The organism is Burkholderia aenigmatica, from assembly GCF_048627025.1.
GTDB lineage: Bacteria > Pseudomonadota > Gammaproteobacteria > Burkholderiales > Burkholderiaceae > Burkholderia > Burkholderia aenigmatica.
In genome coordinates this window covers 522757-547366 of record NZ_CP184469.1, presented here as the reverse complement: position 1 = coordinate 547366, position 24610 = coordinate 522757, and the positions used below count along the sequence as shown (strand labels likewise).

Below are 24610 nucleotides of genomic sequence, written 5' to 3'. Positions count from 1 at the left end.
TACTTATCGACACATTTCAAACAGGTAAATTCTTACGCCTCTTGTCAGCTTATTTAAATCTTTCCCAAAACCAATGTAATTAATTTCCCCGCGAAAACACCGACATAAAATTGATTATCATTCGTGTTTTTGCGGCGCAATATATGCACACCCGGGAAGTATCGGAACAAGATAATCCCCTGGTATTCATCAGACTAAATAAAAAATATCCGGCATTTATCCGATCACGTCGATCGAAACATCGCAGCGCGTTACGAAAACAGGCTCATCAGATAAAGCATCGGCCGGAACGAGACAGGCTTCGCATCGGGATTCACCCACAACCGCACCGCATACACGGCGTAGGCCGGCACTTCGCGCCAGCTCGAATAGATATCGCGCAACTGGAAACGGCCCGGATACGCGGCCGAGATGTTCCCCCGTGCAATGCCGACGCGCTCGAACGCGAGACGCACCCGCGCGAGGTGGTAATACTGGCTGACGATCAGCACGCGCGACAGGCGCTGCGCCTGCAGGTACGCGAGCGTGTGCTGCGCAGTCGCCAGCGTGTTGTCGCCCTGGTCGTCGACGGTGATCCGGTCGGCCGGCACGCCGCGCGCCACGAGATAGTCGCGCATCGCGGTCGCCTCGTTCAGCCCGGGGCCGTCGATCGCGCCGCTGACGAGGAACGCCGGGCACTGCCCGGTGCGGTAGCAGCGCACGCCGACGTCGAGCCGGGCGGCGAGCACGGGCTTCGGCGCGCCGGTCTCGTCGAGCGCGTTGCCGAAAATCACCGCGACATCGGCCGGCTCGCTCGGCATCCGCATTCCGTACGCAACGAGCGCGATGGCCGCGGCAACCCAGAGGCACGCGATGACGGCCAGCAGGCGGCCTGCTCGGGCAAACAAGCCCCGTTTGGTGTGGTTTTTCAAGGTTTTCGGTCTCTCAGGTCGTCGGGTGGATCGGCTTGCCCGGCCCCGCACGGGCGCGTAACGCTAGCACGGTGCGCAATCGGGTGTCCACGCGACGGACCGATGCCGGACGGCAGCCGGCCTTCCGGCAGGTCGACCGGAACAGCGTGCCCGGCGAAGCGGGCAGGCAATACGGAGATCGAAAGAAGATGCATGGCCGCGCCGCGCTGCACGGCCCGGCACGGCCCGAATCAGTCGACCGGGCACATCGCGAGCCGCCCCATCGCCTCGCCGGCGCCGCGCACCGCGCAGGTGGCCGGCTCGTCGGCGATCCGGGCGACGAGCCCCGTCTCGTCGTACAGCAGGCGTTCGAGATCCGCGAGCAGCGCGCCGCCGCCCGTCAGCACCACGCCGCGATGCGCGATGTCGGTCACGAGCTCGGCCGGTGCATTTTCCAGCACCGACTTCACCGCGCCGATCACCTGCTTGAGCGGCGCGGCCAGCGCATCCGCCACATCGTGGTTGGACAGCTCGATCGAGCGCGGCAGGCCGTCGCCGATGCTGCGCCCGACCGCGCGCGTCGAGGTGCGCGGCACCGCGCTGGTGGCCGAGCCGATCGTCTTCTTCACATGCTCGGCCGTCTGCTCGCCGAGCAGCACGCCATACAGGTTGCGGACGTGGTTGACGATCGCCGCGTCGAACTGGTTGCCGCCGACGCGAATCGCCTCGCGGTAGACGATGCCGCCGAGCGCGATCACCGCGACCTCGGTCGTCCCGCCGCCGATATCGACGACCATCGAGCCGACCGGCTCGGTCACCGGCAGGCCTGCGCCGAGCCCGGCCGCCAGCGATTCCTCGATCAGTTCGACCTCCGATACACCCGCCGCGAACGCGGCCTCGCGGAGCGCGCGGCGCTCGACGGGGGTCGCGTCGGACGGCACGCACAACGTGACTTCGACGCGGCGGCCGAAGCGCGAACGCGTGCGCGACATGTCGATGAAGCTGCGAATCATCTGCTCGGCCGCGTGCGCATCGGCGATCACGCCGTGCCGCATCGGCCGCACGGCTTCGAGATGCCCCGGTTCGCGGCCGAGCAGCGCCTTCGCGAGCTCGCCGACGGCCTCGAGCGTCGGCCGCGCATCGGTCGCACCGGCCTTGCGGAAGCAGACGACCGACGGCTGGTTCAGCACCACGCCGCGTTCGTGCGTATAAATCCGCGTACTCGCCGTTCCAGGGTCGATCGCAACGGGTTGCGCAAACAACTTTCCGAACAGCGGTGTCGACATATCAAACCTTTGTAAGCGAACGAACCAGGACAGCCGCGCCGCATTTCCGCAGCGCGTTCATGCAGCCCCATCAAGGCCTTAGCGGCAAATCGTTCCGATACTTTAGGCAATTCCGATGATTATTTCGCGACGAAATTGTCAAAAATGCCGGTCCGGACGCCTCCCGCTACGCAACAGCCTCTCGCATGGTGTCTGTAAAACACGGTAATCTCTCAGTCTTGCCTGCTCCCGGCAGGCCTCAGACGCCCGATCACGCCAGGTATTTCCACCATGACAGCGACCGTTTCCTTCCGCTGGGCGCGGGTGCGCCCGCTTTGCACGACGCTCGTCGCCTTCTGGTGCTGCACGGTCGCAGCACAACCGCTGCCGGCCGCCGAATCCGCCGCCGCCCAGGCCAGCGCCGCCAGCGCGCCGGCCGCCCCGCCCGCCGCATCCGCGCACACCTGCGAGGCCGACGGCGGCCCGGCCGGCCGGCCGTCGATCGGTCTCGTGCTGTCCGGCGGCGGCGCGCGCGGCTACGCACATCTCGGGGTCCTGAAGGTCCTGGAGGACAACCGCATCCCGATCGACTGCATCGCGGGCACCAGCATGGGCGCCGTGGTAGGTGGCCTGTACGCGAGCGGCATGGCTGCCGGCGAGATGCAGAAGCGCCTGTCGGAGGTCAACCTCGCGGACATCGCGTTCGACGTGACGGACCGCGCGGACCTGCCGCAAACCAGCCGGGAAGACGAACGCCTGTACATCAACGGGCTGACGCTCGGCTTCGGCAAGAACGGCGTGAAGGCGCCGGTCGGTCTCGTCCAGGGCAACCGGCTGCAGGCGCTGCTCGCGAACTGGACGGCCGCCGTGCCGACCAACCAGCCGTTCGACCGCCTGCCGATCCCGTACCGCGCGGTCGCGACCGACCTGCAGACGGGCCAGATGGTGGTGCTCGACCACGGCTCGCTGCCGCTCGCGATCCGCGCGAGCATGGCGATGCCGGGCCTGTTCGCGCCCGCCGAGATCAACGGGCGCGCGCTCGTGGACGGCGGGCTCGTCAGCAACCTGCCGGTCGACACCGCGCGGCAGATGGGCGCGAACGTCGTGATCGCGGTGGACATCGGCTCGCAACTGCGCCCGCTCGATGCGCTCGCATCGCCCGCCGACGTGATGCAGCAGATGGTCGGCATCCTGATCCGCCAGAACGTGACCGCGCAGCGCAAGCAGCTCGACGCGCAGGACGTGCTGCTCACGCCGGACCTCGGCTCGCTCGCGTTCACCGACTTCCAGAACGCGAAGCAGGCGATCGCCGCCGGCGCGGCCGCCGCGACCGCGGCGCTGCCGAAACTGCAGCGCTTCGCGCTCACGCCGGAACAGTACGCGGCGTACCGGTCGGCCCACGCGCAGCCGCTGCCGCCACCGATCCGGATCACGCGCATCGAGATCCAGACGAGCGGCGGCGTGCCGAAGCGGGTCGTCAGCAACGCATTGCACGTGAAGCCCGGCGACATCTACGATCCGCAGGAAGTCAGCCAGGACCTGCTCGGGCTGACGACGGGCGGCAACTTCGAAAGCGTCACGCAGCAGATCGTGAGCCACGGCGACGACAACGTGCTCGAAATCAACGCGCGCGAGAAATACTGGGGGCCGAATTTCCTGCTGTTCGGGCTCGGCATGTCGAGCAGTTCGACCGATGAGGGCGGTTTCCGCCTGCACGTCGGCTACCGGCGGCCGTGGCTCACCGATTCGGGGCTCGAATTCCGCGCGGACACGACGATCGGCAGCGACCTGCAATCCGCGCGCATCGAGTTCCGCCAGCCGCTGTCGATGGCCTATGGCGTCTATCTGTCGCCGTACGCGGAATACCAGCGCCGCTACGCGAACCTGTATGACGACAGCGGCAACGTGAAACTGAACCAGTACCTGATGCAGACGACGCGCGCCGGGCTCGATCTCGGCCTGCCGATCGCGCGGCTCGGCGATTTCCGGATCGGTATCGGTTACGTCACCGGGCATGGCTCGCCGACCTACAACCTGCCGTTCGACGACGGCAGCGGCCAGACGCTGCTGTGGCCAAGCTTCACGTCGCAGGCGCTGATCGCGCGCGCGCGGCTCGTCATCGACCAGCTCGACGATCCGTTGTTCCCGCGCAAGGGCTATTTCACCGAGCTGCGTATCGAGCGCTCGCTGGTGTCGCGCAACGGGGGCTCGGCGCAGGCGTTCGACGACAGCATCAACAACGCGCCCTACACCGAGATCTACGGCAAGGCGATGGTGGCGCAGCAGTTCGGCCGGCACAGCGTCAGCGCGACGATCGAAGGCGGCAAGAGCATCGGCGGCACCAACCTGATCAACGCGTTCAACTTCACGCTCGGCGGCTTCCAGCATCTGTCCGCGTATGCGGCCGACCAGTTGAACGGCAACGAGCTCGCGTACGCGCAGGTGACCTACATGAACCAGCTGATGACGTTCAACGCGTCGCCGGTCAAGGCGCTGTCGGTGGGCGCCAGCGCGGAAGTCGGCAACGTCTGGTCGAGCGGCCAGCAGATCGGCGGCGGCGCCCTCAAGCAGAGCTATACGTTCTTCACGAGCCTGTCGACCGCGTTCGGGCCCGTCTACATCGGCGTGGCGCTCGCGCCCGGCGGCCGTCGCAACTTCTACCTGCAGCTCGGCCGCACGTATTGATGAGCGTAAGCGGATGCCGCTTCGGCGGCATCCGCCCATCCGTCGCGCCGCGCGCCCGGATCAGAACGCCGCGGCCATCGCGACCGCCCGGGCTTGCGCCCGCTCGATACTGTCGCTGGCCCGCGCCCCCCACGTGTGTTCGACGGTCAGGCTTCTGACCTCGCTCACGCCAATGAACCTCAACCAGAATTCGATGTAGTCGGCCTGATGCCGGAACCCGGGATTGTCGGCGCCCGCGCCGGCCTCCTGGCTCTGTCCGCGCACATGGATGACCAGCGCGCGCGGAATCTCCAGCAGCGGCGCGTAGGCGTTGCCGTCGAACGTAAACAGCATGTTCCGCTGGCTGACGAGATCGATCAGTTGCTTGAGCTTGTACGGATAGCCGAAATTCCACATCGGCACGCCGACGACGATCCGGTCCGCTTCCTGAAAGCGCTTCACGAGCGACTGGATGCGCCGCCAGATCGACTGTTCCGCCTCATCCATCGGCGCATTTGCGACGCCCTTGTACTTGGCGCCGATCGCGTCGCTGCCAAAATCCGGCAAATCTTCTTCCCAGACATTCAGCGTATCGACGTCGATCGTTGCGCCCGTCTCCCGGTACGCATCGACAAAGGCATTGGCGACCGCGATCGAAGCCGACCTGGCGCCGCGAGGAGAAGACACGATATTCAAAAGCCGCATGATGTATGACCCGGACAGGAATGCATGAACAAGGGGGCGGCCATCATGGCGGCCCCGGCTTCACTGCTGCGTCGCGGGCCACCCGCCTCCGCCTGCACGGACTGGCCCGCCCATATAGTTGCAATTGCAATCGTAATGCAAAGCGCGCTCGCGCTGCAAACGAGTCGTCATGCGACGGCGCGGCGGGAAGGCATCGAGACGGGAAAGGTACGGCGGGACAGGCCGGCGACGCGCCCGAATCCGGCGCGCGCGGCTGTGTGTTGTCGTGCGGTTGCTGCTGTCGACGGTTGGGGCGCGTGCGGCGTAGAACTAGACCGGCCAGCTGATCTCGAAGCGCGCGCCGCCGAGCTCGACCGGATCGACGACCGCGATCCGGCCGTTGTGCGCATGCAGTACCTGCCGCGTGATCGACAGGCCGAGGCCATAGCCGCCGGTACGGCGGTCGAGGCGCACGAATGCGTCGAAGATGCGCTCGCGCTCGCTTTCCGGCACGCCGGGGCCGTCGTCCTCGACGAAGATCCCGATGTTGCCGTGCACGAGCGAGATCCCGACGATGATCCGCGATTTCGCGTACTTGCTCGCGTTGCGCAACAGGTTGCGCATCGCGTACGACATCAGCCGCCGGTCCATCTTCACACGCAGGTCCGACGCGATCGCGATGTGTGCGTCGATCGCCCGTTCCGGATACAGCAGTTGCGCATCGTTGACCTGATGCTCGAACCACGCGACGGGGGCCGTCATCTCGAGGTTCGACTGCAGCGAGCTGTATTCGAGCCGTGCAAACGTGAGGCTCATGTCGATCAGTTCCTCGAGCTCGGTCACGTCCTGCGCGATGCTCTCGAGCGCCGCCTGGTATTCGGCCGCGGAACCCGGCTCGCGCAGCATTTCGAGCGCGAAACGCACGCGCGCGAGCGGCGTGCGCAGTTCGTGCGAGATACCGTTGGTCAGATCGCGCTGCGCGCCGATCAGCCGTTCCATGCGGATCGCGAGCGCATTCAGCGTCCGTGCTAGCGGGCCGATGATCACGCTGTGCGATTCGCGCGCGCGGGTGTTGAAGCGCCCGCCCGTGAAATCGATCGCGCGCTCGCGCACCATCACGAGATCCGACCACACCGGCCGCATCCACCGGTACGCCGCCAGCGCGGGCGCGGCGAATACGAACACGAGCACGATCCAGATGTCGCCAGGCAGCGAGTCGAACGCGTGCCACACGACCTGCGGCGACAATTCGACGCACAACGCGAGCGCCGGCACGAGCGCGGTCAGCAGCACGAGGCCGAGCAGATGCAGGTAAGTGCGCACGTAAAGGCGCGACCAGCTCGGAATGCGGTCGGCGCGCGTGTCGGTCCACGCGCGGCGGAAATGCAGCCAGCGCCATTTGACATAGCGCAGGGTCGGCAGCGGCGGTGCATCGGGGTGCGAACGGGTTCGTCGGATCATCTCGGCTCCCGGCCGGCGGGTGGAATGCCCGCGCGGAACGTGACGGCGTCGCACGAAGGCCGCGTCATTCCCACGCGTGCTTGCTGAATTGATAACCCTTGCTGCGGATCGTCTTGATCCGCTGCGGGTTGCTTGCGTCGTCGCGCAGCTTGCGGCGCAGCTTCGAGATGCGCCCGTCGATCGTGCGGTCGAGGCCGTCGAATTCGACGCCGCGCAACTGCAGCATCAGGTCGTCGCGGCTGACGACTTCGCCCGCATGGCACACGAGCGCCCACAGCAGGTCGAATTCGGCCGACGTCAGGTCGGGCGTGCTGCCGTCGGGCAGCACGACGGAACGGTCGGTGCGGTCGATCGAGAACTTGCCGAACGCGTAGCGCTCGGGTTGCGGCGCAGCGCTCTCGGCCACGCGCGCCGGCGCGCGGCGCAACTGGGCCTTGATCCGCGCGAGCAGGATGCGCGGCTCGACCGGCTTGTGCACGTAGTCGTCCGCGCCGAACTCGAGGCCGAGCAGTTCGTCGAACGGCTCGTCGCGAGCCGTGACCATGATGATCACGCCGTCGTAATGCTTGCGCGCCTCGCGGCAGATTTCGAAGCCGTCCTTGCCCGGCAGGTTCACGTCGAGAATGACGAGATCGGGGCGAATGGACAGGATCGCCGGCACCGCGGCGTCACCATGCAGCACAGTGTCGACTTCATAGTCGTTCTTGCGCAGGTAGCCAGCGATCAGCGTGGACAGGCGGGTGTCGTCTTCGACGAGCAGGATGCGAAAAGACATGGGCAGCGTTCGAATCATCGGGGAAGCCGCGACGGCGCCGGCCGGTGCCGGACGCCGGCCATCGGCCGAAACGTACCGCATGATACTGCGCCCGCCGATTGCCTGTTTAGAGGTCTTGAAAATAAGGGCGCGATAACGGCCGTGCTTGACGAATCGGCGCCGGGACGGTTCCATACGGGCTCGCCTGAATCCGGGCCATGCCCTGCCCGCCTGACTTGATGAATTACCAATCGATCCTCGAACGCATCCACACCGAACTTGCCCCCTGGATTGGCCAGGGGCGGGTCGCCGACTATATTCCCGAGCTCGCGAAAGTGCCCGCCGACAAGTTCGGGATGGCCGTCGTCACGCTGGACGGAAACGTTTGCACGGTCGGCGACGCGCACGAGCGCTTCTCGATCCAGAGCATCTCGAAGCTGTTCGCGTGCACGCTCGCGTTCCAGCTGCTGGGCGACGAACTGTGGGAACGGGTCGGCCGCGAGCCGTCCGGCAACGCGTTCAACTCGCTGGTCCAGCTCGAGAGCGAGCGCGGCAAGCCGCGCAATCCGTTCATCAACGCCGGCGCGCTGGTCGTGACCGACGTGCTGTGCCGCCGCTTCGTGAAGGCCGAGACGGCACTCGTCGAATTCGTGCGGCGGCTGATCGGCACGAACGACATCGACTACGATTCGCGCGTCGCGCAATCCGAGCTGCAGCACGCGGAGCGCAACCGCGCGATGGCGCACTTCATGGCGAGCTTCGGCAACATGCAGATGCCGCCCGACACGGTGATCGACGCGTATTGCCGCCAGTGCGCGATCACGATGAACTGCGTCGAGCTCGCGCGCGCCGCGTTGTTCCTCGCGAACGGCGGCGTAGCGCCGGTCACCGGCGAGCGGATCGTCGATTCGAGTTCCGCGAAGCGGCTGTCCGCGCTGATGCTGACCTGCGGCACCTACGATGCAGCGGGTGACTTCGTGTACCGCGTCGGGCTGCCGGCCAAAAGCGGTGTCGGCGGCGGGATCGTCGCGGTGCTGCCCGGCGAGATGGCCGTGTGCGTGTGGGCGCCGGGGCTCGATGCGAACGGGAACTCGCTGGCGGGCCAGCTGGCGCTGGAGTGGCTGACGACTTATTCGGGGCGGTCGATTTTTTGAGGTGACGAAGGCCAGCGTGCGTCATGTGGCACAACGGCGGCCGATTCGTAGTGGCGCGTGCCGGCGCATTCAATGAGAAATCGGGGCGTCGGCAGCAATCGACCCATTGCTGCCGGTCGAGCCGTTGCACGTCCGAGGGCACGTGTCAGCGCACAACGGTCAAGCGTTCCGGAGATCCGATGGCTTCTGCTCCGTTAGCGGATCGGTTGCAGCAACGGAGCGCCCGGCGCACTGCGTGACTGGTCTGACGCCAGCCCCGCCCCCGGCACGACTCGAACCCCCAATGGCAAGCGATGATCAGAGATCGCCGCGCACTTCACCGGTGCCCAGCGCGCTGCGCTGCCGGTTGACTTCCGCCCACAGCTCGTCGCTGTCGTCATTGCGCAGCACGACCATCCAGTCCAGTTGATCGTCGGTCACGCCGAAGTACTCCAGGATTTCCCGGCGAACCGCATCGACGAACTGCGCGTATTCCGGGGTTGCCTGGGCCTGCGCGTGCAAGGCGTCGTACGCCGCATCGTCCGCGCCGCCGCCGTCCTCGTCGATGTAGCGCGAGATCCACTGATCCAGTTCGCGGTCGTAATCGGCCTCGGCGCGCATCGCTTGCACAGCCGTGTAGAAATCCAGTTGGGCAAACGCGGCGATCGCCGCCGTGGTTGCCTCGTCGAATGGTGTCGTCATTCCATCTCTCATTTCAGTCATCGCACATCGTCGCACGGGCCGCACCCGGGCAGGTGCCGCGAACACGCCGCCTGGCAGCCGGCGTTTGCGCCCCATGCGGGAGGTTCACGCCTTCCCGTGCGTCACGCATCGGGGCCGCCCGGGCGACAGGACACGCATTTTGCTGCACGGCAAGCACGGCGATCAAGACAATCGGGGGCGGTAGACCGCGGAACGAGTTTCGAGCGAATCGCCGCACGCGTCACGCCGACACTCGAGCGCCAATGCGGGCGCCGGTCGAGAATGGCTCATCGTGGCCGGACCGAACGCCGTCGGATACCTCCCCGGTGGTCCGTTGCCGGATCGAAACGACCCGAAGCGGACGCTCACGCTTCCCCAAAGCCGGCCTTTAACAACCGGGGCGGTGATCGCTGATCTGCTGAACGGAATCGAATGCATCGCCGAGAATGACCACTTCACAGAAGCCTTCGCTGAGCGATGGCGGCTCGAAGATTTTGAAGACGTTCTCGACAGCGGCGTCGGGAACTATCTCGTCGATCGGTCGGTTTCTGTTACGGCGAAGCGCGGTCTCCAACTCGACCTTCAGCCACACCGCAGAGATCGGGACCCCGGCTGCTTTTGCAATTGCAATAACGTTCGAGCGGCGATTCGCGGTCGCGAACGTCGAATCAACGTAGATCGTGTCGTTTGATGTCGATACCTGATTCCGGGTCCAGGTTGATTTCCCGGCTCCTTGAACCCCGATCACCATGACTATCCGTCGCCGGTCCGTCAGGAGCGCCGCGGACAAATCCGCGTACAACTGTTCCCATGCCGCAGCGTTACGTTCAATCGTAAAGACCCGGCCGGCATCGGTCTGCAAATAATGGTCCGGATTGAGATGCATCAGATGCCCCTTTTCGATGTCCGTCCGTGATCGGCGATTTTCAACGAAATAGACGCTTCTGTCGAAAGACCGTTCCTGGCCGACTGTCGACCTCCGGAGATGACCCTGATCGCCCCATGGCCGACGGTCGGCTCATCAGACGCACGACGGCGGATATCAGAGCCAAACGGTCGCTCGGTACGGCCACTCGCGGACAAGTATTCGGTGCGGACACCTATCGTCTCGCCGATACGGCGGCGTCTGCGATCGCGTTTCTCGCCAACTCTGGCGAACGTCAGCACGCCAGCACCTGAGCCCACCTGAGCGGCGGCCGATGCGGGCGTGAAAACAGCCCGAGTGCGGGCCGGCAATGGCAACAATGATTAGACGGATGATTGCGAGCGTTTCGTCGCGAGGTGCGCGGATGCCGGCAGTGACCCGGTACCGATGTCGCGCAGGAAAGCTGCCCGCTCATACAAGCTTCCCGTATAAGCGGCGCCGTTCCTTGTCATTGATCGACCACCGGGAGCACAGCAGCGCAGGCATCCGGCTCATGTCGAGGCGCGCGAGCATGGCGTCACGCTACACGCTTGCCGCCCGCATCGTTGGCCTTTGCCTGCGCTATGCGCGTGGCGCGTGAGCCATACCCGTGACGCCACGATGCGACAGCACCCCGCCGGCTTCCAGGACGCCTGCTTCATCTCGGTCGATGGCTGTTGCCTCTCGCGCGTCAAGGCTTCACTTCATGCCGCCGACGATCCTCTCCATTTCCGCCTCGCCGAAAGCACGCATACTGACGGTTCGAACATTGCCTAATTGCGCCACCATCAGTCCCAGCCGCGTCGCGGTTTCGTCGTCGGGCGCATCGAGTGTCGCGACGATGTCGTAAGGCCCGAGCGTCCATTTGAGCGAGCTGACGGTGACCCCCATCGCCTGCGCCCCTTCCTGAAACGATTTCGCTCGCTGGACCGTGTCTTTCACCGACTGCGCGCCCTGGTCGGTCCAATTCATCAATACGATGTATGTCGCCATATTGCCTCCGATGGTTAAGGAGCCCATCCACGTTATCCCGTCCATGCACGGGACGAACTTCACCGACCGGCCGCAAGCGTTTGCGGCAGGTGCAGTTTTCGTTTACCCCGGGATTTGTCGGACGTGTGCGTTGCTGACGCACACATGCCCTTGATAACTCGGCAACGTAAACAGTATAGAAAGCGAATCAGCCGCCAGCGGGCCAATGATTGCGTCGTGTGCGATACCCGCGTCGCCGCAGATCGCATGTCATGTCAGCGCATGTATCGACGTGAAGAGAATGAGCGCAACCCGAACGGTGGAACCGGGTGACCCGGTGCACCGCGTGACGCGCGGCGAGCTTCATCTCGCGCTCGAGATCGGCGCAGGGTGCCGGCCTTTCGCGAAATCTCTCGTCAACACGACGATTGAGCGACGCTCCACCGTCGACGTCCAACGATCGTTTGCGAAGTACGTGCCGACGTCCGAGCGTCCTGACCTCGGACGTCGCGGGTGAATCGTCATGGCCGACAGTCGACCTCCGCAGATGGCCCTGATCGACCCTCACGAGACATTCGGTTTGGACGAGAGCGGACCCTCGGAAATTTCACGAGTCAGGTGCAGACGACTCAGCGGTCACTGCTTCGGACGTATCTGAAGACAACTGAAGATGTTCTCCAACGTGCATAACGAGAAGCTCTGCAAGCCGCGAATGACGCCCTTCTGCCTTGATGGTCCTAGCAGCTTCCAAGAAAACGGCAACTCCTTTAGCAAAGAGCGGTTCTCCGTCCCGCGTTATCGGATCTTTGAGTTCACTCCTGTAGAAAAAAACGAAACGCGCAAAATTGTCGCGATCGAGCGCGTGTATGGTCTCAATCATGTCGTCGACGGTGGCGTCGTTAATCACACGTTCGTGGCGGCGGCTCCAGCCGTTTCCGGACACTTTCAATACCGCTTCCAGCAATGAGGGATCAATTGAGAGTTGACGATTCCCATCGACAAGCACGTCCCTGATCACGGGGAAAAACGCGTCTGCTGAATAAATGGAACTATCCCAAAGCTTTGGATTTGTGCGCCACCGTACGGCCCATTTTTCTGCGATCTCATTGGCAAGTTTGTGCGCACCTCTTTTCGTCAGATCAATCGCAATGGCGCTGATTTTGTCGGCAGGAAGTTTGTCCCACTGTGTTGCGAATTTATGTGCGATCGCGATAAAATCTTGATCCATCATTGACGGATCGAGATATGTCGCTTCGATATAGCGCGCCGCCGCATTTTCCACGTCGTTTTCAGCGGCTCGTCTTTCCCGTGCCTTAATCAAACTCTCAAATTTTTCCCTGAGTCTCTGTCCAGTAAGAAGATGTGTCTGAACGAGATCCAGAAACTCCACGTCATATGTCAGCTTAAAGTTCATGGCAAAGGCTGTCTCATCGGCAATTTGGTCGCCCTCTTTTCCCATGAGTGATGGATGCGCACACCACGCGCGCCATTCGGACAGCAACGTGCCGACGTCCGGCCCTTTCGGAACTGCCTTGAAGTTCAGGGCTGTTAGCAACACGACGGCAGGGACTAGAGACTGAGCTACAGCATCATGTAGTGTCGAAGTCCCCTGAAATACTGTTCCAACGATACGATCGATCCGTTGCACGACACGGATGTTTGTCACACCTAGTCGTTCGAGTGAATCCACAATCGGTTGTCGAAATGGCGTCTGGGGGCTAAGCCCTAGCGCGGCGGCTTCCGCAGGTGCGGTCACTAGAGAAATCTCTCTGTCCACGCACTTCTCTTTCAGCGTGCTCCAATCTGCGGACAATGCCTCCGTCAGCGGTTCCTCATTCAAGATGAGCAGTACTTTGCAATTGTTCCTTTTCAGTGAGTCAATGAACCCAAGTAAGGTATCGATCTTTAGGCTCGTACCACGTCGTTCAATGTCGTCGAGCACAATCAAACGGTCTTGAAGAGTTTTCTCGACGACAACCGATTGCAGAAGTCCGCCGATACTGCCAACGATCGCCGTAACGCCTTCGGCGCCGGGGATTAGTTTTCCAGCGAGCTTTTCGATAGCTCCCTTCGCTGCACTATAGGTTTTCCGCGCAGTAGATACGACACTTTCCGCATTCCCTAACGAACTCCGAAAGAGGGTCTGCTTTAAATCATCAAGAGAGCCCAAGCCAAAACAGGAAGCATACAACGGAATTTTTTCGTTAGCCGGATTGCGTTCGTCTTGAACCTCTTCCCACAAAAAAGTCTTCCCCGTCCCCCAAGAACCCTTAAGCGCGATTACAGGTACTTTGTCGTCGTTTAAGTAATACAGCAGATCATCTTTAGTATCTGTGCGACTCATTGTTTGCTCGGAAATTGATTTGCGATGCCTGGCATGATACTCGACGTGTAGCGCCAGCGACCTTGCTTGCTCTAAAGGATTGACCGGTGATCAACTATGGGTACCCGCCCGCTCCAGTAGAGAGGTGCCGCCGGACAGTGTGAGCTACACACGATCTGAACGCCGACTCGGAAGACCGTTCTTGGCCGACTATCGACCGCCGCAGATGGCCCTGATCGACCCACAAGGGACAGTCTCGTCGCCTATAAACGGACGTTGGAAATTTCGCCCGAACCTTCTGGCTCGCCACTGGCGGCCCCGTATATGTCGAGATCCAGCTGAATGTGTCGTGATCCTAGCGCCAACAAGGAGGCAGCGGAGATGGATTCGCCGTCGTTCCACTGATCCATGAAGAGACCACAAAATAGATCGACTTTGTAGCGTGCGGCAATTGATTGCCACGCATCGAGATCGCTCGTTGTTGCAGTCAACAGCCATGCGACCTGTGCGTCCAGGTTACCCGGTTCTTGTGCCGGAGCCTTCAACGACCAGCGTCCGAATGCAGCGATGCGTGAACGCCCTTCTTTTTTGCCAACCAGTTCGTCACCCTTCGATTGAGACTCTGTCGGGGTACAACGGAGCAGGCTTGTAATTTCATCCGGGTGGAGATCGTCGCCAATGATGCGAATCGATGCCATTGTCTTTCGTAGTCGGCCCATTTTCCCTCTCGTAGCGGGTAGTGCTGCCGCAGGCTCTCTACCCTCAGGTATCCGTGCGGCGCATTGGAAGGAAGCGTTGAGGCGCTCATTGTCGACGATCCAACTGGCGACGTCGACCTTCTGCTCCTGGCCGAACCCGATCGTCGAAGACGGCGTGCCCCTCGTCCGCCGGGTCGGCGCCGGGATAACATGGTCGGTTTATATTGCCGGCGTTCCAGCACGCCGCCGCTGGAGTGACTGCCGACGTATGCGGGGCGGTCGATCTTCCGACGCGCCGGCGCCATGCCCGACTGAGCCGCTGTACCGACGGCCGGCTGAATCGGCATGCGCCAGCATGCTCGAAGGCGGCATGACCCCGCAGCGGCCCGTTCTTATGGCCCATTGAGCCCATGGAGATGGATAGCCTGACGATGCATTCGAATCTGCTCACGCTGCCGCCCGGTGTCCACGCCGGCGTGCAGATCCGGCCGCGCTGGCCCGCGCGACACGTCCACGTGGATGCGCATGTTCTCGGCAAGCTGCAGGCGATCCAGACCGGGCTGCCCGCCGGGATCAGCCTGATCCTGACGCGCGGCTTCGAGCCGCGAGCGTCCGGGCTCGGTTTTGCCCGTCGTCAGTTTCGCGCACTGGGAATCGCCACGTTCCGCCTGCTCTATCCCGCCCGCCGCGACGAACTGGCCGATATTTTCGGCAGCAACGGACACGATGTCGATGGAACGCATATCGACGTTTCATTCAGTTTGAACGGCCGGCGCGTACGGATGCTGCCGCTGGGCGTATTCACGCCGCCGTTCTGGCAGCGGCGCCGCGTGCGGCGATGCGCGTCGGCTCTCGCGCAGATCCGGGCCGCACTGATGCGGCACGGGTTTCAGATTCACCGCAACGCCACCGAAAGTCTGCAGATTCATTGCGATCTGGCGCGCTAGCTGTGAAGCGTCACGAGCTAGCCGATCGTCGAATGTCATTGATTTCGATGCTGCGGTCGCATCGCCCGCGTCAGCTCCGGATTCGAGCCGCCGTCGAAGATGGGGTAGCCCGGCCGGCGTTTGCCGAACCGATTACGTGCCGGTCGATTTTTTCCTGTTTCCGGCACGCCGATGACGGAGCGGTCGCCGTTCCGAAACGATCAGCCCTGGCGCGCGACCGACAACGCATGCGTCGCCCGAAGGCAAACGCCCGGCGCGGTCATTCGGCTTGCGCGAAATTCAACTCGACGCCGTTGCCCGCCGGATCGCGGAAGAAAATCTGCACCTGCCCCGTGAGCGGAACGTGCTCGCGCCTGAATGCCACGTTGGCCTCGGTCAGATGAAGCGCCATTGCGTCGGCGTCTGCGCAGGAAAACGCAACGTGATCGAACGTATTGACGACGTTCGACGGGCGAGACTCGTCCGGCCGCGCTTCCGTCAGATGCAGCACGGCCTGCGTGCCCGCATACAACCAATACCCGAAGCGCTTGAACGGCGGGCGAAACCCTTCCCGCAAGCCGACGATGTCGACATAGAAATCGCGGAGTGCATCGAGTGTCGGCCGATCCGCTCGCAGATTGTAGTGATTGAATCCGGTAACTGGCATGACGTGTAGCTCGTGTTGGCGCAACGTGACATGAAATGGCATCGCGCCGGGCGTGGCCGCTTCGGGCACGATCCGCGCAAAACGGCAAGCCGGCAGCGGCGAGCAGTCGCAGCCGGCCATCGACATCGGAGCCGCACAGCCCCGCCCCGGCCGTTGGCCGATCAAACGCACGCCAGTATATTGCGGCCGCGAGAAATCGTGGCGCCGGTTTGACGGAAGCTGCCGTGCGCCGCAGCAACCTGCCCCTACGAAAATCGCATCGACGGCCGACCCGGTTTTCCGGTACAAATCGGGGACGCTGAAATTCCCCGCGGACGATCGGAGACCCTCGTTCATGACTCGGCAAAACGCACCGGATATCGCAACGGCAGCCCGCACGAACCCCGACGACAGCACGTCCGCGCCGATTCCCGCGATCGTGCCGGCAAGCACCGCGCTGCTCGTCATGCACTACCAGACCGACATCCTCGGCCTGTTTCCGTCGGTCGCGCCCGGGTTGCTCGCCAATACGCGCCGGCTCTGCGATGCGGCACGGGCAAGCGGCATCGGCGTCTGGTTCGCGAACCTCCGGTTCAGCCCTGGCTATCCGGAGGTCAGCCCGCGCAACAAGAACGGCCAGGGCATCAAGCAACTCGGCCTCTTCATCGACGATGGCCCGTCGCCGGAGCTCGGCCGGCAGGCCGACGAACCGCTGATCGTCGCGCACCGCGCCAGCGTGTTCTTCGGCACCGATCTGCAGGCACGGCTGGTCGAGCAAGGCGTCGATTCGCTGATCATGGTCGGCATCGCGTCGACGGGCGTGATGCTGTCGTCGATCGCCCACGCGAGCGACGCGGACTTCCGCCTGTATACGGTCAAGGATTGCTGCTACGACCCGGATCCGGTGGTCCACGAGCACCTGTTCGCCACCGCCTTCGAATCACGCACGACGGTGCTGTCGCTCGCGGACGCGTTGCGGCTGCTCGAGTAAGCGCAACAAGCGTACGCGCGAGCGTGACGGGTCAACGGCGTCGGCCGATTCACGCAGATCGCGCGGATGCAGCCGGGCACCCGCCGCGAATTGGCCAGGCGGCCCGAAGTTGTCGCGCATCCGCGTGGATGCCGTGTCGAATTGCGCGGGTTCAGGCACGCGCAGCCCCTGCCGCTGCGTGCCGCCCCGCTTCCGCGTTACTTCGCGATATACACGCCCGACGTCGGGCACGTGCCCTGCGTATTGCCGTCCGTCACGAGCGATGCGGCGCTCGGGAACTGCGTGGTCGCATTCGTCTTCACCGCGATCCACGCTTCGGTGAAATAGCTGACGCCGTTCGTCTTCGTGCACTTCAGCGACACCGCGCTGCGCGTATTGCTGCCGAACGCGCCTTCGAAGGCCGACAGCAACTGGTTGCGCGTGACCGTCTTGCCCGCGTTCGCCTGCAGGAACGCGTTGAACGACGTGTTGCCGAGCCGGCTGATCATCCCGGACGCCTGGTTCCAGTACGCATCGGGCGATGCCGAGTTCGAGCACGTGCCGTGCTTGAACCATTCGTGCTTGTCGAGGCACGACGCGACACCCGGCATGTACGTCGACAGCGTGTTGCGGGTCGCGCTGCTGATCGGGTAGGCGTCCATGCTGCACCACTGGTGCGCGTTGTCGAGGTCGATGTCGCTCTGCGGCACGCCGCAGTAGAACGGCTGGTTGCCGTCGTAGTTGTTCGGCCACAGGCCATGCAGCGACAGGCTCGTCGCCGCATACGTGCCGGCGAGGTTCGTGCATTCGGGCGTATCGTGCGACGCGCAGAAGCCGGGCTCCCACGACGCGGCGAGCAACAGGTAGTCGTAGCTGGTCTGCGCGGTGGCGGGCAGTGAAGCGGAAGCGACGGCGAGTGCGGCAGCGGCGCGGGCGAGCGTCTTGAGCATGGCGTTTCCTCGGAAAGGGCTTGCGGTCGCGGGATGCGCCGCAAGATTGTCGACTATCTGCCCGCGATTGTTGCCGACGCAACGTGGCATGAATGTGAAGGTGGACGAATCATGTCCCTCGGCACGGGCGCGTGCACGCACCGTCGTGTCGCGCGCTGCTTCACACGGCCGACGCGACCCGCCCTGCCGGCGGCACGCCGTCGCTCACGAGCCGGCGCCCAGCTGCGTGCACGCGCGCGCGGCCGATACGGGGCCTTCGAGCGCGAGGATCTGCCACACGCCGATGCTGACGCGCTGGCGCGCGGCCGTCGACCCATCGGCCAGCAACGCCTCGACGCGCGGCGCGGCGTCCGGCGCCTGCTGCTTCAGCGCCGCGTGATGCCGCGCACGCGACGCCGGCTCGGACTCGTACACATCGCACAGGCGCACCATGCCGGCGAGGCCGGCAAGGTCGTCGTCCTTGTCGATCGCGCCCGGCTCGACCGGCGCGAGCCCCTTGCGCTCCGCCGCCGGCAGCTTGTTGCGCGCGCCTTCGTCGATCGACGTGGCGGAGGCCGGCGGCAGGCCGCCGATCGCCGCGACGATCCGGCTGCCCGCGGCGATCATGTCGCCCTGGCACGCGATCTTCTCGCTGGCCGCGACGTTCGAGCAGAACGACACCGACGTCCGGTACACATCGTTGCTCATGCGCGGCACTTCGTCCGCGCTCGCCTGTGCGAAGCCGGCGCACGTCAGCGCCAGCGCGGCGGGAATCAGGATGCGGAATGCGCTCGTCTTGTTCATTGTTGTTTGCGTAGGTGGGTTCTCGTGGCGGGCAACATCGCGCGGCCGCGTAGTGGCGGCCGCTGTGACGCCGGGCCCTCGTCCGGCGGCACGCGATCACTTCATCGACGCCGCCTCCGGTCCACCGGGCGACAACGCCGCATTGTCCTGCTCGCGCCACGTGCGGCGCGACGCCATGATCGCCTTCACGGCCGAGCGCGCGACCTTCCACCACGCGAACGGCCGCGGGTCGGCAAGCATGCTGAGCGCGCGCGCATAGTCGAGCGTGAGACCGGGGGTCCACGCCATCGTCACCGCGCGCTTGCGGATCTGCGCGGCGACCCACAGCTCGGGCGTGAGCAGCAGCCGCACGAACGCGCCCCACCCGGCACGCGTGCCTTTCAGCCGCCACACCGCGCCGTCGAGCGCGGCTTCGAGCGCATTCGACACGGTGCTCGAGCAGTTGCGATGCGTGAGGTTGTACGTCACGTTCTGCCGGTACGACGACCAGAACGCGTCCAGCTTCGCCGGATCATAGTTGCGGATCCGCACCCGCACGGTCGACGGACACCACGCCTTCGACTCGGTCGCGTAGTCGGGCTGGAACAGGCCCGGCACGTCGTTTTCGCGCGTCGCGCGCAGGATGCGCGTGAATTCGTCCGGAGAACGATCGATTTCGACGCCCGGATACAGGCTGATATAGATGCCCTCCGGCGACTCCAGCGCCGCGTGCCCTGTCGAGATCACACCGTTGACGTCCACCGCCGCGATATAGCGGTCGATCACCGGATAGCGCTGCGCTTCGGCCTTCGACGTGCCGGTCGGCGTCCACACGTGCACGGTGAGCGCATGCTCGCCGTCGGCGGGCGGGCCGTCCCATTCGGATTGCGCGAAATGCGGCGTGTCGCGCACATCGTCGAGATCGGGTGCGAGCGCCGGCGCCGGCGACGTCGCGAACGCCGGATTACGCGTCAGCCGCCGCACGCGCGCGGCGAGGCTCAGCATGTGCATCCCGCCGAACATCAGCAGCAGGCCAAGGCAGTACGGCACGGTGCCCACGTAGTGCGTCGGGTACGGCTGGTAGAAGAAGATCGCCAGCAGGATCTCGACGACACCCCATGCGAAGGCGACGTTCCAGCGGCGATAGCGCACCATCCACGCGGAAGTGCACTGCAGCAGCCCGTCGACGAGGAACAGCGTGCCGAAGATCATCGACAGCAGGAAATGGCCGTGGTGATGGCCCGCAAACACGAGCCCGGCGGCGACCACGACCGCGATCCCCTTGACGTAGCGCAGGATGCGCTGACCGCCGACGCCGCTGCCGGCCACCGCGAGCGTCGCGAGCCCCTCGATCAGGAACAGCCACGCAAAGATCTGGATCGGAAAGTGCAGCGCGCCGTCGAGCGCATCGACGAAGATCACGCCACCCGCGACGACCCACACCCAGCCGAACACGGTCAGCCCGCGCCAGCGGGTGCGCAGATATTCGATACCCAGCAGCAGCAAGACCAGTCGTACCATCGCGCCCTCTCGTCATTTTTTCGGGAAACGCGCTGGTCACGCGTTTCCTGCCGTTTCAACCGAGCGTCGTGCGACGTATCGGTCAAAATGCGGTAATTCGTACCGGCGCGTCATGCCTCGACATGACCGATGGCGGCCGGTACGCCTCCGCACCGGCCAAATAATAAGATATGGCGGTGACGGTTGAAAGCGTGACGAAAACGTTGTCGGCACGGCATGGACAGGGCCGGCCGGCCCCTGCCGAGGCAGATTTCCCGTTCGACAACGCGCGGCGGATACGCGAGAATCCGGCTTCCGAGGGCGAAAGCCGCTGAGCCAAACCGCATCAGACGGGACCACAAGAAATGAGCACATCGATCACGCGCCGGCGCCTACTGGCCGCCGGCGTGGCCGCGAGCAGCCTCGCGCTGTCGGGCTGTTTCACCCGGGCGCTGTACGAGAACCACGACGAGCCCTACGTCGAGCACGTTTCCGCTTTCATGATCACGAAAGACGGCAAGAAGCTGGTGGTGCTGGGCGAACGCTATCACTACATCTTCGATCTGCCGGACAAGCTGCGCCCGGTGCTGGCGGCCAGCTATCGCAAATCGCTGCATACGTCGTTCATCAGCTTCCGCGCCGACGGCAGCGACGTGACCGGCCAGTACGACACCGTGCTGTCGAAGGATGCGCCGGACGACGAGCGTCAGGCGGCAACCGCCGACGGCTTCAGGAACTGGCGCGACCGGCTCGAACTCGACGGCAACGTCGTCGGCAAGCGCTATTCCACCGAAGGCTTCACGTTGAAACCGGACGGCACCGCACAACCGTTCAACGAGCGCTATACGGTCGGCATCGACGAAGCGCCGTCCGCCTTCGCGAAGGGGCTCCGGATCCTGGCCACGCCGGTCACCGTGGCAGCCGACGGCGTGCTCGTGCTGGGCGGGGTCCTGCTGCTGCCGGTCGCGTATTTTTCGTTCAAGGACCGGCCAATCGGCGGGTTCTAGATCGGCCCCGTCCGTCATGGCACCCGGCCGACGCCCGAACGAGGCGCATCGACATGCGTGACCCTTCGCTTCATCCGTCCGCGCTCGGCCCGCAACTCAAGCGCTGGCGCGCGCTGCACCGCGTCAAGCAAAGCCATGCGGCCGACCTGTTCGGCGTCGCGCAATCGACGATCTCCCGCTGGGAAGCCGGCCGCCAGCAGATGTCGCCCGACGAGCGCGCGACGGCCGAGCGGCTGCTCGCCGCGCGCCTCGATTCCGCGGGCGACTACGCGCTCGCGCGGCTCGTCTCGGGCAGCGCGGGCCGCATGCATCTCGTGTGCGACCTCACGCACCGCCTGCTCGCTTCATCTTCGGCACGTGCAGCCGAATTCTCACCGCCGCTGTCGATGCTGCTCGGCACGTCGCTGTGGCGCTACGCGAGCCCGGAGATCGTCCGCATGGAAGCCGCACTCGACACGCTCGGCTGGCATGACCATGCGGGGCCGCCGAGCGTCGAATTCGACACCGGCGCGAATGCGTCGCAGGTCGTGCCGATCCGCGGCAGCATGTGCAGGTGGACGCGGATGACGCTGTCCGATGGCTCGGCCGCACGGCTCGTGGAGACGCTTGAGGATGCGTAATCGCCGGATCGCAACCAAGAACCGCATGCCGGCAGCGGCGCGGCGGACTTCGACGTGCCGCGCACGCGATGCAGAAGATGCCGACGTGCATGGCGGCACGGCCACGGGACATGCCCCATGCTGAGGCTGGTCGTGCGAGAACTCGTGATCGTCTCGCTCATGCTCTATCTGGGCGCCGGCGTGCTGATCGCGCTTCGCTCGGGCGTGGCCAACGCCGGCGGCAGGCGCGTGCCGCGCCGCAGCCGGCCCTACCTGTTCAGCCTGATCGTCCTGGTTCAGATCGGCTTCTTCGCCCTGTTCTGCTGGGCCGGACTGTTCGCGAAGTAGGCGCGCGACAAAGCGCGCCCGATCCCGCGCATGCCACGCATATTTCATGCGTGGACGAACCGCGCACCGCCGCATTACGCTTGACGGCTCATCGCACGGAAACCGACCATGAACTCCGATACGATCCACGCACGGCTCGCTTTCCTGCGCGAAGCCGAACGCCTCAAGGACGTGCTGCGCAGCGGCTATACGTCGTCCGGGCGCGCGGAAAGCACGGCCGAGCACAGCTGGCGGCTGTGCCTGATGGCGCTCGTGTTCGCCGACGCGCTGCCCGGCATCGACGCGCTGAAACTGCTGAAACTGTGCGTCGTCCACGATCTCGGCGAGGCGCTGCACGGCGACATCCCCGCAATCGAACAGGCCGCGCATCCTGACAAAAGCGCGCACGAACGCGACGACCTGCTGACGCTGACCGCATCGCTCGATCCCGGGCCACGCGACGAGATCATCGCGCTGTGGGATGAATACGACGCGGCGGCTACGCCGGAAGCACGCGCGGCGAAGGCGCTCGACAAGCTGGAGACGATCCTGCAGCACAACCAGGGCAGCAATCCGCCCGATTTCGACTACGCGTTCAATCTCGGCTACGGCCGCCGCTATACCGACGCCGCACCGCTGTTCAGCGCGATCCGCGACATCGTCGACGCCGACACGCAACGCCGGATCGACTCGGGCGGGCAGCGCGCGTAAGCTCGGGGATCGGGCGCGCGGCACCGCGCACCCTGCCCGCACGAGGCTCGACACCAGCGTGAAACCGAACGCGTGACCGACCGGCTTGCGTCCGGCGTCGTCAAGCAGCACCGCACGCTCGGCACGCTCGTGAACCTGCCGATCGGCAGCGGCTTCACGCTCACGCACCGGGACGAATGGAGGCCGACGCAGGCGCAGGTCGATGCGCTGCCCGCGCTCGACGAGGCACGCGACCGGCCGATGATGGCGCTCGTCGCCGCGCAGCGTTAACGCACCTGAATGTAGGCCGCAACACGCTCACGAGCCTTCGCCCGGCCTTTTCACAGATCGCCACAATGACGCCGCCCGGCCCCCGCTCCGGGGCGGCGCTCGCACAATTCAGCACAATTTCCACACGATTTGGCGTGATGTCCTCCCTTACCATGAGCGGCTGATTCGATCCGGCACGGCCGCGCGATGCGTACGCGGATGCCGTCGCGGGCACCCTGCCCGACATGCGACGCCGACCGGATCGTCCCGCCCGGCCGCACGCATCGCCGGCATCGCTTCATCCTTGCCGCACGCTCATGACTCAGAAGAACCCTCGCCGCCGGCGCATCGTGCTGACTTCCGTTGCCATCGTCGCGATCGCCGCCGGCGTCACGCTGAAGGCGTGCGCGCCCGACAAGCATCCGCAATACCTGTCCGCGCCCGTCTCGCGCGGCGATCTCGAGAACGCGGTGCTCGCCACCGGTGCGCTGCAGGCATTCAGGCAGGTCGACGTCGGTGCGCAGGTGTCGGGGCAGTTGAAGTCGCTGAAGGTCAAGCTCGGCGACAAGGTCACGAAGGGCCAGTGGCTTGCCGAGATCGATCCCGTGATCTCGGAAAACGCGCTGCGCCAGGCGCGCGCCAGCGAAGAAAGCCTGCGCGCGCAGCAGCAATCGACCGCCGCACAACTCACGCAGGCGGAACTCGCGTTCAAGCGCCAGCAGGCGATGCTGCCCGACGACGCGACATCGCGCGAATCGTTCGAAGCCGCCCGCGCGACGCTCGACGTGCAGCGCGCGACACTCGCGTCGCTCGCCGCGCAGATTCGCTCGGCCCGCATCCAGATCGAGACCGCGCAGGCCAATCTCGGCTACACGCGCATCGTCGCGCCGATCAACGGCGAGGTCGTCGCGGTCGTCACGCAGGAAGGCCAGACCGTGATCGCGCAGCAACAGGCGCCGGTGATCCTGAAGCTCGCCGATCTCGACACGATGACCGTGAAGGCACAGGTGTCGGAAGCCGACGTGATCCGCGTGAGTGGCGGCCAGACCGCGTATTTCACGATCCTCGGCGAACCGGACAAGCGTCACTACGGCAAGCTGCGCGCGATCGAGCCGGCGCCGCAGAACTACGCCGAAGCGCAGAGCCCGCTCGGCGGCGGCGCGGGCGGCGGCACGAAGCCGAATTCGGCCGTGTTCTACAACGCGCTGTTCGAAGTGCCGAATCCCGAGCATCGGTTGCGCATCTCGATGACCGCTCAAGTCAACATCGTGCTCGGCAACGCTCGCAACGCGCTGAGCATTCCGGCCGCCGCGCTCGGCGAAAAACGCAAGGACGGCACCTATGCGGTGCGCGTGCTGCGTGCCGACGGCAGCACGGAAACGCGCAACATCCGCATCGGCATCAACAACAACGTGCGCGTCGAAGTGCTGAACGGCCTGAAGGACGGCGAACGTGTCGTGATCGGCGAAGTGGCCGGGGACGACCATGCGCCGCTGGCGGACGTGGTGTGACG

At 64.8% G+C, this 24610-nt stretch carries 25 protein-coding genes; 11 read left to right on the top strand and 14 right to left on the bottom strand.

Annotated features, from left to right (window positions below):
• Nucleotides 1–251 precede the first annotated feature (251 nt).
• A complete protein-coding gene (locus ACN8ZM_RS19520) occupies nt 252–911 on the bottom strand; it encodes a YdcF family protein (protein WP_420212105.1) in 660 nt (219 codons plus the stop codon).
• A gap of 230 nt (nt 912–1141) precedes the next feature.
• Nucleotides 1142–2176, bottom strand: a complete 1035-nt coding sequence (locus ACN8ZM_RS19515; protein ID WP_043180125.1) for a rod shape-determining protein — start codon at nt 2174–2176, stop codon at nt 1142–1144.
• A gap of 270 nt (nt 2177–2446) precedes the next feature.
• Between ACN8ZM_RS19515 and ACN8ZM_RS19510 the strand changes: the two genes are divergently transcribed.
• Entirely contained in the window at nt 2447–4840 is a 2394-nt protein-coding gene (locus ACN8ZM_RS19510) for a patatin-like phospholipase family protein (protein ID WP_089452184.1), read from the top strand.
• 60 nt (nt 4841–4900) lie between these two features.
• On the opposite strand, the gene ACN8ZM_RS19505 is transcribed toward ACN8ZM_RS19510, so the two are convergent.
• From ACN8ZM_RS19505 to ACN8ZM_RS19495, 3 genes are all read right to left on the bottom strand, one after another.
• Nucleotides 4901–5524, bottom strand: a complete 624-nt coding sequence (locus ACN8ZM_RS19505) for an FMN-dependent NADH-azoreductase (RefSeq protein WP_420212104.1) — start codon at nt 5522–5524, stop codon at nt 4901–4903.
• A gap of 309 nt (nt 5525–5833) precedes the next feature.
• Entirely contained in the window at nt 5834–6964 is a 1131-nt protein-coding gene (locus ACN8ZM_RS19500) for an ATP-binding protein (RefSeq protein ID WP_420212103.1), read from the bottom strand.
• A 64-nt stretch (nt 6965–7028) separates the two neighbouring features.
• Nucleotides 7029–7739 carry a response regulator gene (locus ACN8ZM_RS19495; protein WP_205823712.1) on the bottom strand — a complete coding sequence of 237 codons (711 nt, stop codon included), beginning with the start codon at nt 7737–7739 and terminating at the stop codon, nt 7029–7031.
• Between the two features lie 218 nt (nt 7740–7957).
• On the opposite strand from ACN8ZM_RS19495, the gene ACN8ZM_RS19490 reads away from it, so the two are divergent.
• Nucleotides 7958–8872 (top strand): glutaminase, encoded by a 915-nt coding sequence (locus ACN8ZM_RS19490; protein ID WP_205823713.1) that lies wholly within the window; start codon nt 7958–7960, stop codon nt 8870–8872.
• A gap of 297 nt (nt 8873–9169) precedes the next feature.
• Here the strand turns inward: ACN8ZM_RS19490 and ACN8ZM_RS19485 are convergent, their stop codons facing one another.
• From ACN8ZM_RS19485 to ACN8ZM_RS19475, 3 genes are all read right to left on the bottom strand, one after another.
• Nucleotides 9170–9553 carry an ATP-dependent protease gene (locus tag ACN8ZM_RS19485; RefSeq protein WP_420212644.1) on the bottom strand — a complete coding sequence of 128 codons (384 nt, stop codon included), beginning with the start codon at nt 9551–9553 and terminating at the stop codon, nt 9170–9172.
• 388 nt (nt 9554–9941) lie between these two features.
• Nucleotides 9942–10439 (bottom strand): AAA family ATPase, encoded by a 498-nt coding sequence (locus ACN8ZM_RS19480; RefSeq protein ID WP_420212102.1) that lies wholly within the window; start codon nt 10437–10439, stop codon nt 9942–9944.
• A gap of 717 nt (nt 10440–11156) precedes the next feature.
• A complete protein-coding gene (locus ACN8ZM_RS19475) occupies nt 11157–11450 on the bottom strand; it encodes a GYD domain-containing protein (RefSeq protein WP_043181372.1) in 294 nt (97 codons plus the stop codon).
• 280 nt (nt 11451–11730) lie between these two features.
• On the opposite strand from ACN8ZM_RS19475, the gene ACN8ZM_RS19470 reads away from it, so the two are divergent.
• Nucleotides 11731–11946: a hypothetical protein gene (locus tag ACN8ZM_RS19470; protein ID WP_420212101.1), complete on the top strand. Its 216-nt coding sequence runs from the start codon at nt 11731–11733 to the stop codon at nt 11944–11946.
• A 90-nt stretch (nt 11947–12036) separates the two neighbouring features.
• Here ACN8ZM_RS19470 and ACN8ZM_RS19465 read toward each other — a convergent pair whose 3' ends face one another.
• Both ACN8ZM_RS19465 and ACN8ZM_RS19460 read right to left on the bottom strand, forming a co-directional pair.
• Nucleotides 12037–13773: a P-loop NTPase fold protein gene (locus tag ACN8ZM_RS19465; protein WP_420212100.1), complete on the bottom strand. Its 1737-nt coding sequence runs from the start codon at nt 13771–13773 to the stop codon at nt 12037–12039.
• Nucleotides 13774–14015: 242 nt separating this feature from the next.
• On the bottom strand, nt 14016–14450 hold the full coding sequence (locus ACN8ZM_RS19460) for a DUF4279 domain-containing protein (RefSeq protein WP_420212099.1): 435 nt from the start codon (nt 14448–14450) through the stop codon (nt 14016–14018).
• 416 nt (nt 14451–14866) lie between these two features.
• Between ACN8ZM_RS19460 and ACN8ZM_RS19455 the strand changes: the two genes are divergently transcribed.
• A complete protein-coding gene (locus ACN8ZM_RS19455; protein WP_420212098.1) occupies nt 14867–15397 on the top strand; it encodes a hypothetical protein in 531 nt (176 codons plus the stop codon).
• Between the two features lie 259 nt (nt 15398–15656).
• On the opposite strand, the gene ACN8ZM_RS19450 is transcribed toward ACN8ZM_RS19455, so the two are convergent.
• Nucleotides 15657–16043 (bottom strand): VOC family protein, encoded by a 387-nt coding sequence (locus tag ACN8ZM_RS19450; RefSeq protein ID WP_043181377.1) that lies wholly within the window; start codon nt 16041–16043, stop codon nt 15657–15659.
• Between the two features lie 334 nt (nt 16044–16377).
• Here ACN8ZM_RS19450 and ACN8ZM_RS19445 point away from each other — a divergent pair, with 334 nt between their 5' ends.
• A complete protein-coding gene (locus ACN8ZM_RS19445; RefSeq protein ID WP_420212097.1) occupies nt 16378–17013 on the top strand; it encodes an isochorismatase family cysteine hydrolase in 636 nt (211 codons plus the stop codon).
• A gap of 197 nt (nt 17014–17210) precedes the next feature.
• Here the strand turns inward: ACN8ZM_RS19445 and ACN8ZM_RS19440 are convergent, their stop codons facing one another.
• The 3 genes from ACN8ZM_RS19440 to ACN8ZM_RS19430 all read right to left on the bottom strand — a co-directional run bounded on the left by ACN8ZM_RS19440 (nt 17211) and on the right by ACN8ZM_RS19430 (nt 20225).
• Nucleotides 17211–17942 carry a ribonuclease T2 gene (locus tag ACN8ZM_RS19440; RefSeq protein ID WP_205823718.1) on the bottom strand — a complete coding sequence of 244 codons (732 nt, stop codon included), beginning with the start codon at nt 17940–17942 and terminating at the stop codon, nt 17211–17213.
• Nucleotides 17943–18146: 204 nt separating this feature from the next.
• Nucleotides 18147–18725, bottom strand: coding sequence for a hypothetical protein (locus ACN8ZM_RS19435; RefSeq protein WP_043180147.1), 579 nt, complete (start codon nt 18723–18725; stop codon nt 18147–18149).
• Between the two features lie 96 nt (nt 18726–18821).
• Nucleotides 18822–20225, bottom strand: a complete 1404-nt coding sequence (locus tag ACN8ZM_RS19430; RefSeq protein WP_205824776.1) for an HdeD family acid-resistance protein — start codon at nt 20223–20225, stop codon at nt 18822–18824.
• A gap of 344 nt (nt 20226–20569) precedes the next feature.
• Between ACN8ZM_RS19430 and ACN8ZM_RS19425 the strand changes: the two genes are divergently transcribed.
• The 6 genes from ACN8ZM_RS19425 (at nt 20570) to ACN8ZM_RS19400 (ending at nt 24608) form a co-directional block, all read left to right on the top strand.
• On the top strand, nt 20570–21211 hold the full coding sequence (locus ACN8ZM_RS19425) for a hypothetical protein (RefSeq protein ID WP_043180153.1): 642 nt from the start codon (nt 20570–20572) through the stop codon (nt 21209–21211).
• 53 nt (nt 21212–21264) lie between these two features.
• The gene (locus ACN8ZM_RS19420; protein WP_420212096.1) at nt 21265–21831 is read left to right on the top strand and encodes a helix-turn-helix domain-containing protein; all 567 of its coding nucleotides are present in this window, start codon (nt 21265–21267) and stop codon (nt 21829–21831) included.
• Nucleotides 21832–21948: 117 nt separating this feature from the next.
• Nucleotides 21949–22158 carry a hypothetical protein gene (locus ACN8ZM_RS19415; RefSeq protein WP_420212095.1) on the top strand — a complete coding sequence of 70 codons (210 nt, stop codon included), beginning with the start codon at nt 21949–21951 and terminating at the stop codon, nt 22156–22158.
• Nucleotides 22159–22266: 108 nt separating this feature from the next.
• On the top strand, nt 22267–22848 hold the full coding sequence (locus tag ACN8ZM_RS19410; RefSeq protein WP_420212094.1) for an HD domain-containing protein: 582 nt from the start codon (nt 22267–22269) through the stop codon (nt 22846–22848).
• 72 nt (nt 22849–22920) lie between these two features.
• Nucleotides 22921–23118 carry a hypothetical protein gene (locus ACN8ZM_RS19405; protein ID WP_420212093.1) on the top strand — a complete coding sequence of 66 codons (198 nt, stop codon included), beginning with the start codon at nt 22921–22923 and terminating at the stop codon, nt 23116–23118.
• Nucleotides 23119–23414: 296 nt separating this feature from the next.
• Nucleotides 23415–24608 carry an efflux RND transporter periplasmic adaptor subunit gene (locus ACN8ZM_RS19400; RefSeq protein ID WP_420212092.1) on the top strand — a complete coding sequence of 398 codons (1194 nt, stop codon included), beginning with the start codon at nt 23415–23417 and terminating at the stop codon, nt 24606–24608.
• The last annotated feature ends 2 nt before the right edge of the window (nt 24609–24610 follow it).

Excerpts from the sequence above, each read along its gene's own strand:
- ACN8ZM_RS19425 (WP_043180153.1), top strand. The coding sequence starts at position 20,570 with ATGAGCACATCGATCACGCGCCGGCGCCTACTGGCCGCCGGCGTGGCC.
- ACN8ZM_RS19490 (WP_205823713.1), top strand. The coding sequence starts at position 7,958 with ATGAATTACCAATCGATCCTCGAACGCATCCACACCGAACTTGCCCCC.
- ACN8ZM_RS19485 (WP_420212644.1), bottom strand. The coding sequence starts at position 9,553 with ATGACGACACCATTCGACGAGGCAACCACGGCGGCGATCGCCGCGTTT.
- ACN8ZM_RS19440 (WP_205823718.1), bottom strand. The coding sequence starts at position 17,942 with ATGCTCAAGACGCTCGCCCGCGCCGCTGCCGCACTCGCCGTCGCTTCC.
- ACN8ZM_RS19445 (WP_420212097.1), top strand. The coding sequence starts at position 16,378 with ATGACTCGGCAAAACGCACCGGATATCGCAACGGCAGCCCGCACGAAC.
- ACN8ZM_RS19435 (WP_043180147.1), bottom strand. The coding sequence starts at position 18,725 with ATGAACAAGACGAGCGCATTCCGCATCCTGATTCCCGCCGCGCTGGCG.
- ACN8ZM_RS19420 (WP_420212096.1), top strand. The coding sequence starts at position 21,265 with ATGCGTGACCCTTCGCTTCATCCGTCCGCGCTCGGCCCGCAACTCAAG.
- ACN8ZM_RS19460 (WP_420212099.1), bottom strand. The coding sequence starts at position 14,450 with ATGGCATCGATTCGCATCATTGGCGACGATCTCCACCCGGATGAAATT.
- ACN8ZM_RS19480 (WP_420212102.1), bottom strand. The coding sequence starts at position 10,439 with ATGCATCTCAATCCGGACCATTATTTGCAGACCGATGCCGGCCGGGTC.
- ACN8ZM_RS19450 (WP_043181377.1), bottom strand. The coding sequence starts at position 16,043 with ATGCCAGTTACCGGATTCAATCACTACAATCTGCGAGCGGATCGGCCG.
- ACN8ZM_RS19510 (WP_089452184.1), top strand. The coding sequence starts at position 2,447 with ATGACAGCGACCGTTTCCTTCCGCTGGGCGCGGGTGCGCCCGCTTTGC.
- ACN8ZM_RS19430 (WP_205824776.1), bottom strand. The coding sequence starts at position 20,225 with ATGGTACGACTGGTCTTGCTGCTGCTGGGTATCGAATATCTGCGCACC.
- ACN8ZM_RS19495 (WP_205823712.1), bottom strand. The coding sequence starts at position 7,739 with ATGTCTTTTCGCATCCTGCTCGTCGAAGACGACACCCGCCTGTCCACG.
- ACN8ZM_RS19465 (WP_420212100.1), bottom strand. The coding sequence starts at position 13,773 with ATGAGTCGCACAGATACTAAAGATGATCTGCTGTATTACTTAAACGAC.
- ACN8ZM_RS19415 (WP_420212095.1), top strand. The coding sequence starts at position 21,949 with ATGCTGAGGCTGGTCGTGCGAGAACTCGTGATCGTCTCGCTCATGCTC.
- ACN8ZM_RS19515 (WP_043180125.1), bottom strand. The coding sequence starts at position 2,176 with ATGTCGACACCGCTGTTCGGAAAGTTGTTTGCGCAACCCGTTGCGATC.
- ACN8ZM_RS19470 (WP_420212101.1), top strand. The coding sequence starts at position 11,731 with ATGAGCGCAACCCGAACGGTGGAACCGGGTGACCCGGTGCACCGCGTG.
- ACN8ZM_RS19475 (WP_043181372.1), bottom strand. The coding sequence starts at position 11,450 with ATGGCGACATACATCGTATTGATGAATTGGACCGACCAGGGCGCGCAG.
- ACN8ZM_RS19505 (WP_420212104.1), bottom strand. The coding sequence starts at position 5,524 with ATGCGGCTTTTGAATATCGTGTCTTCTCCTCGCGGCGCCAGGTCGGCT.
- ACN8ZM_RS19410 (WP_420212094.1), top strand. The coding sequence starts at position 22,267 with ATGAACTCCGATACGATCCACGCACGGCTCGCTTTCCTGCGCGAAGCC.
- ACN8ZM_RS19400 (WP_420212092.1), top strand. The coding sequence starts at position 23,415 with ATGACTCAGAAGAACCCTCGCCGCCGGCGCATCGTGCTGACTTCCGTT.
- ACN8ZM_RS19455 (WP_420212098.1), top strand. The coding sequence starts at position 14,867 with ATGGATAGCCTGACGATGCATTCGAATCTGCTCACGCTGCCGCCCGGT.
- ACN8ZM_RS19500 (WP_420212103.1), bottom strand. The coding sequence starts at position 6,964 with ATGATCCGACGAACCCGTTCGCACCCCGATGCACCGCCGCTGCCGACC.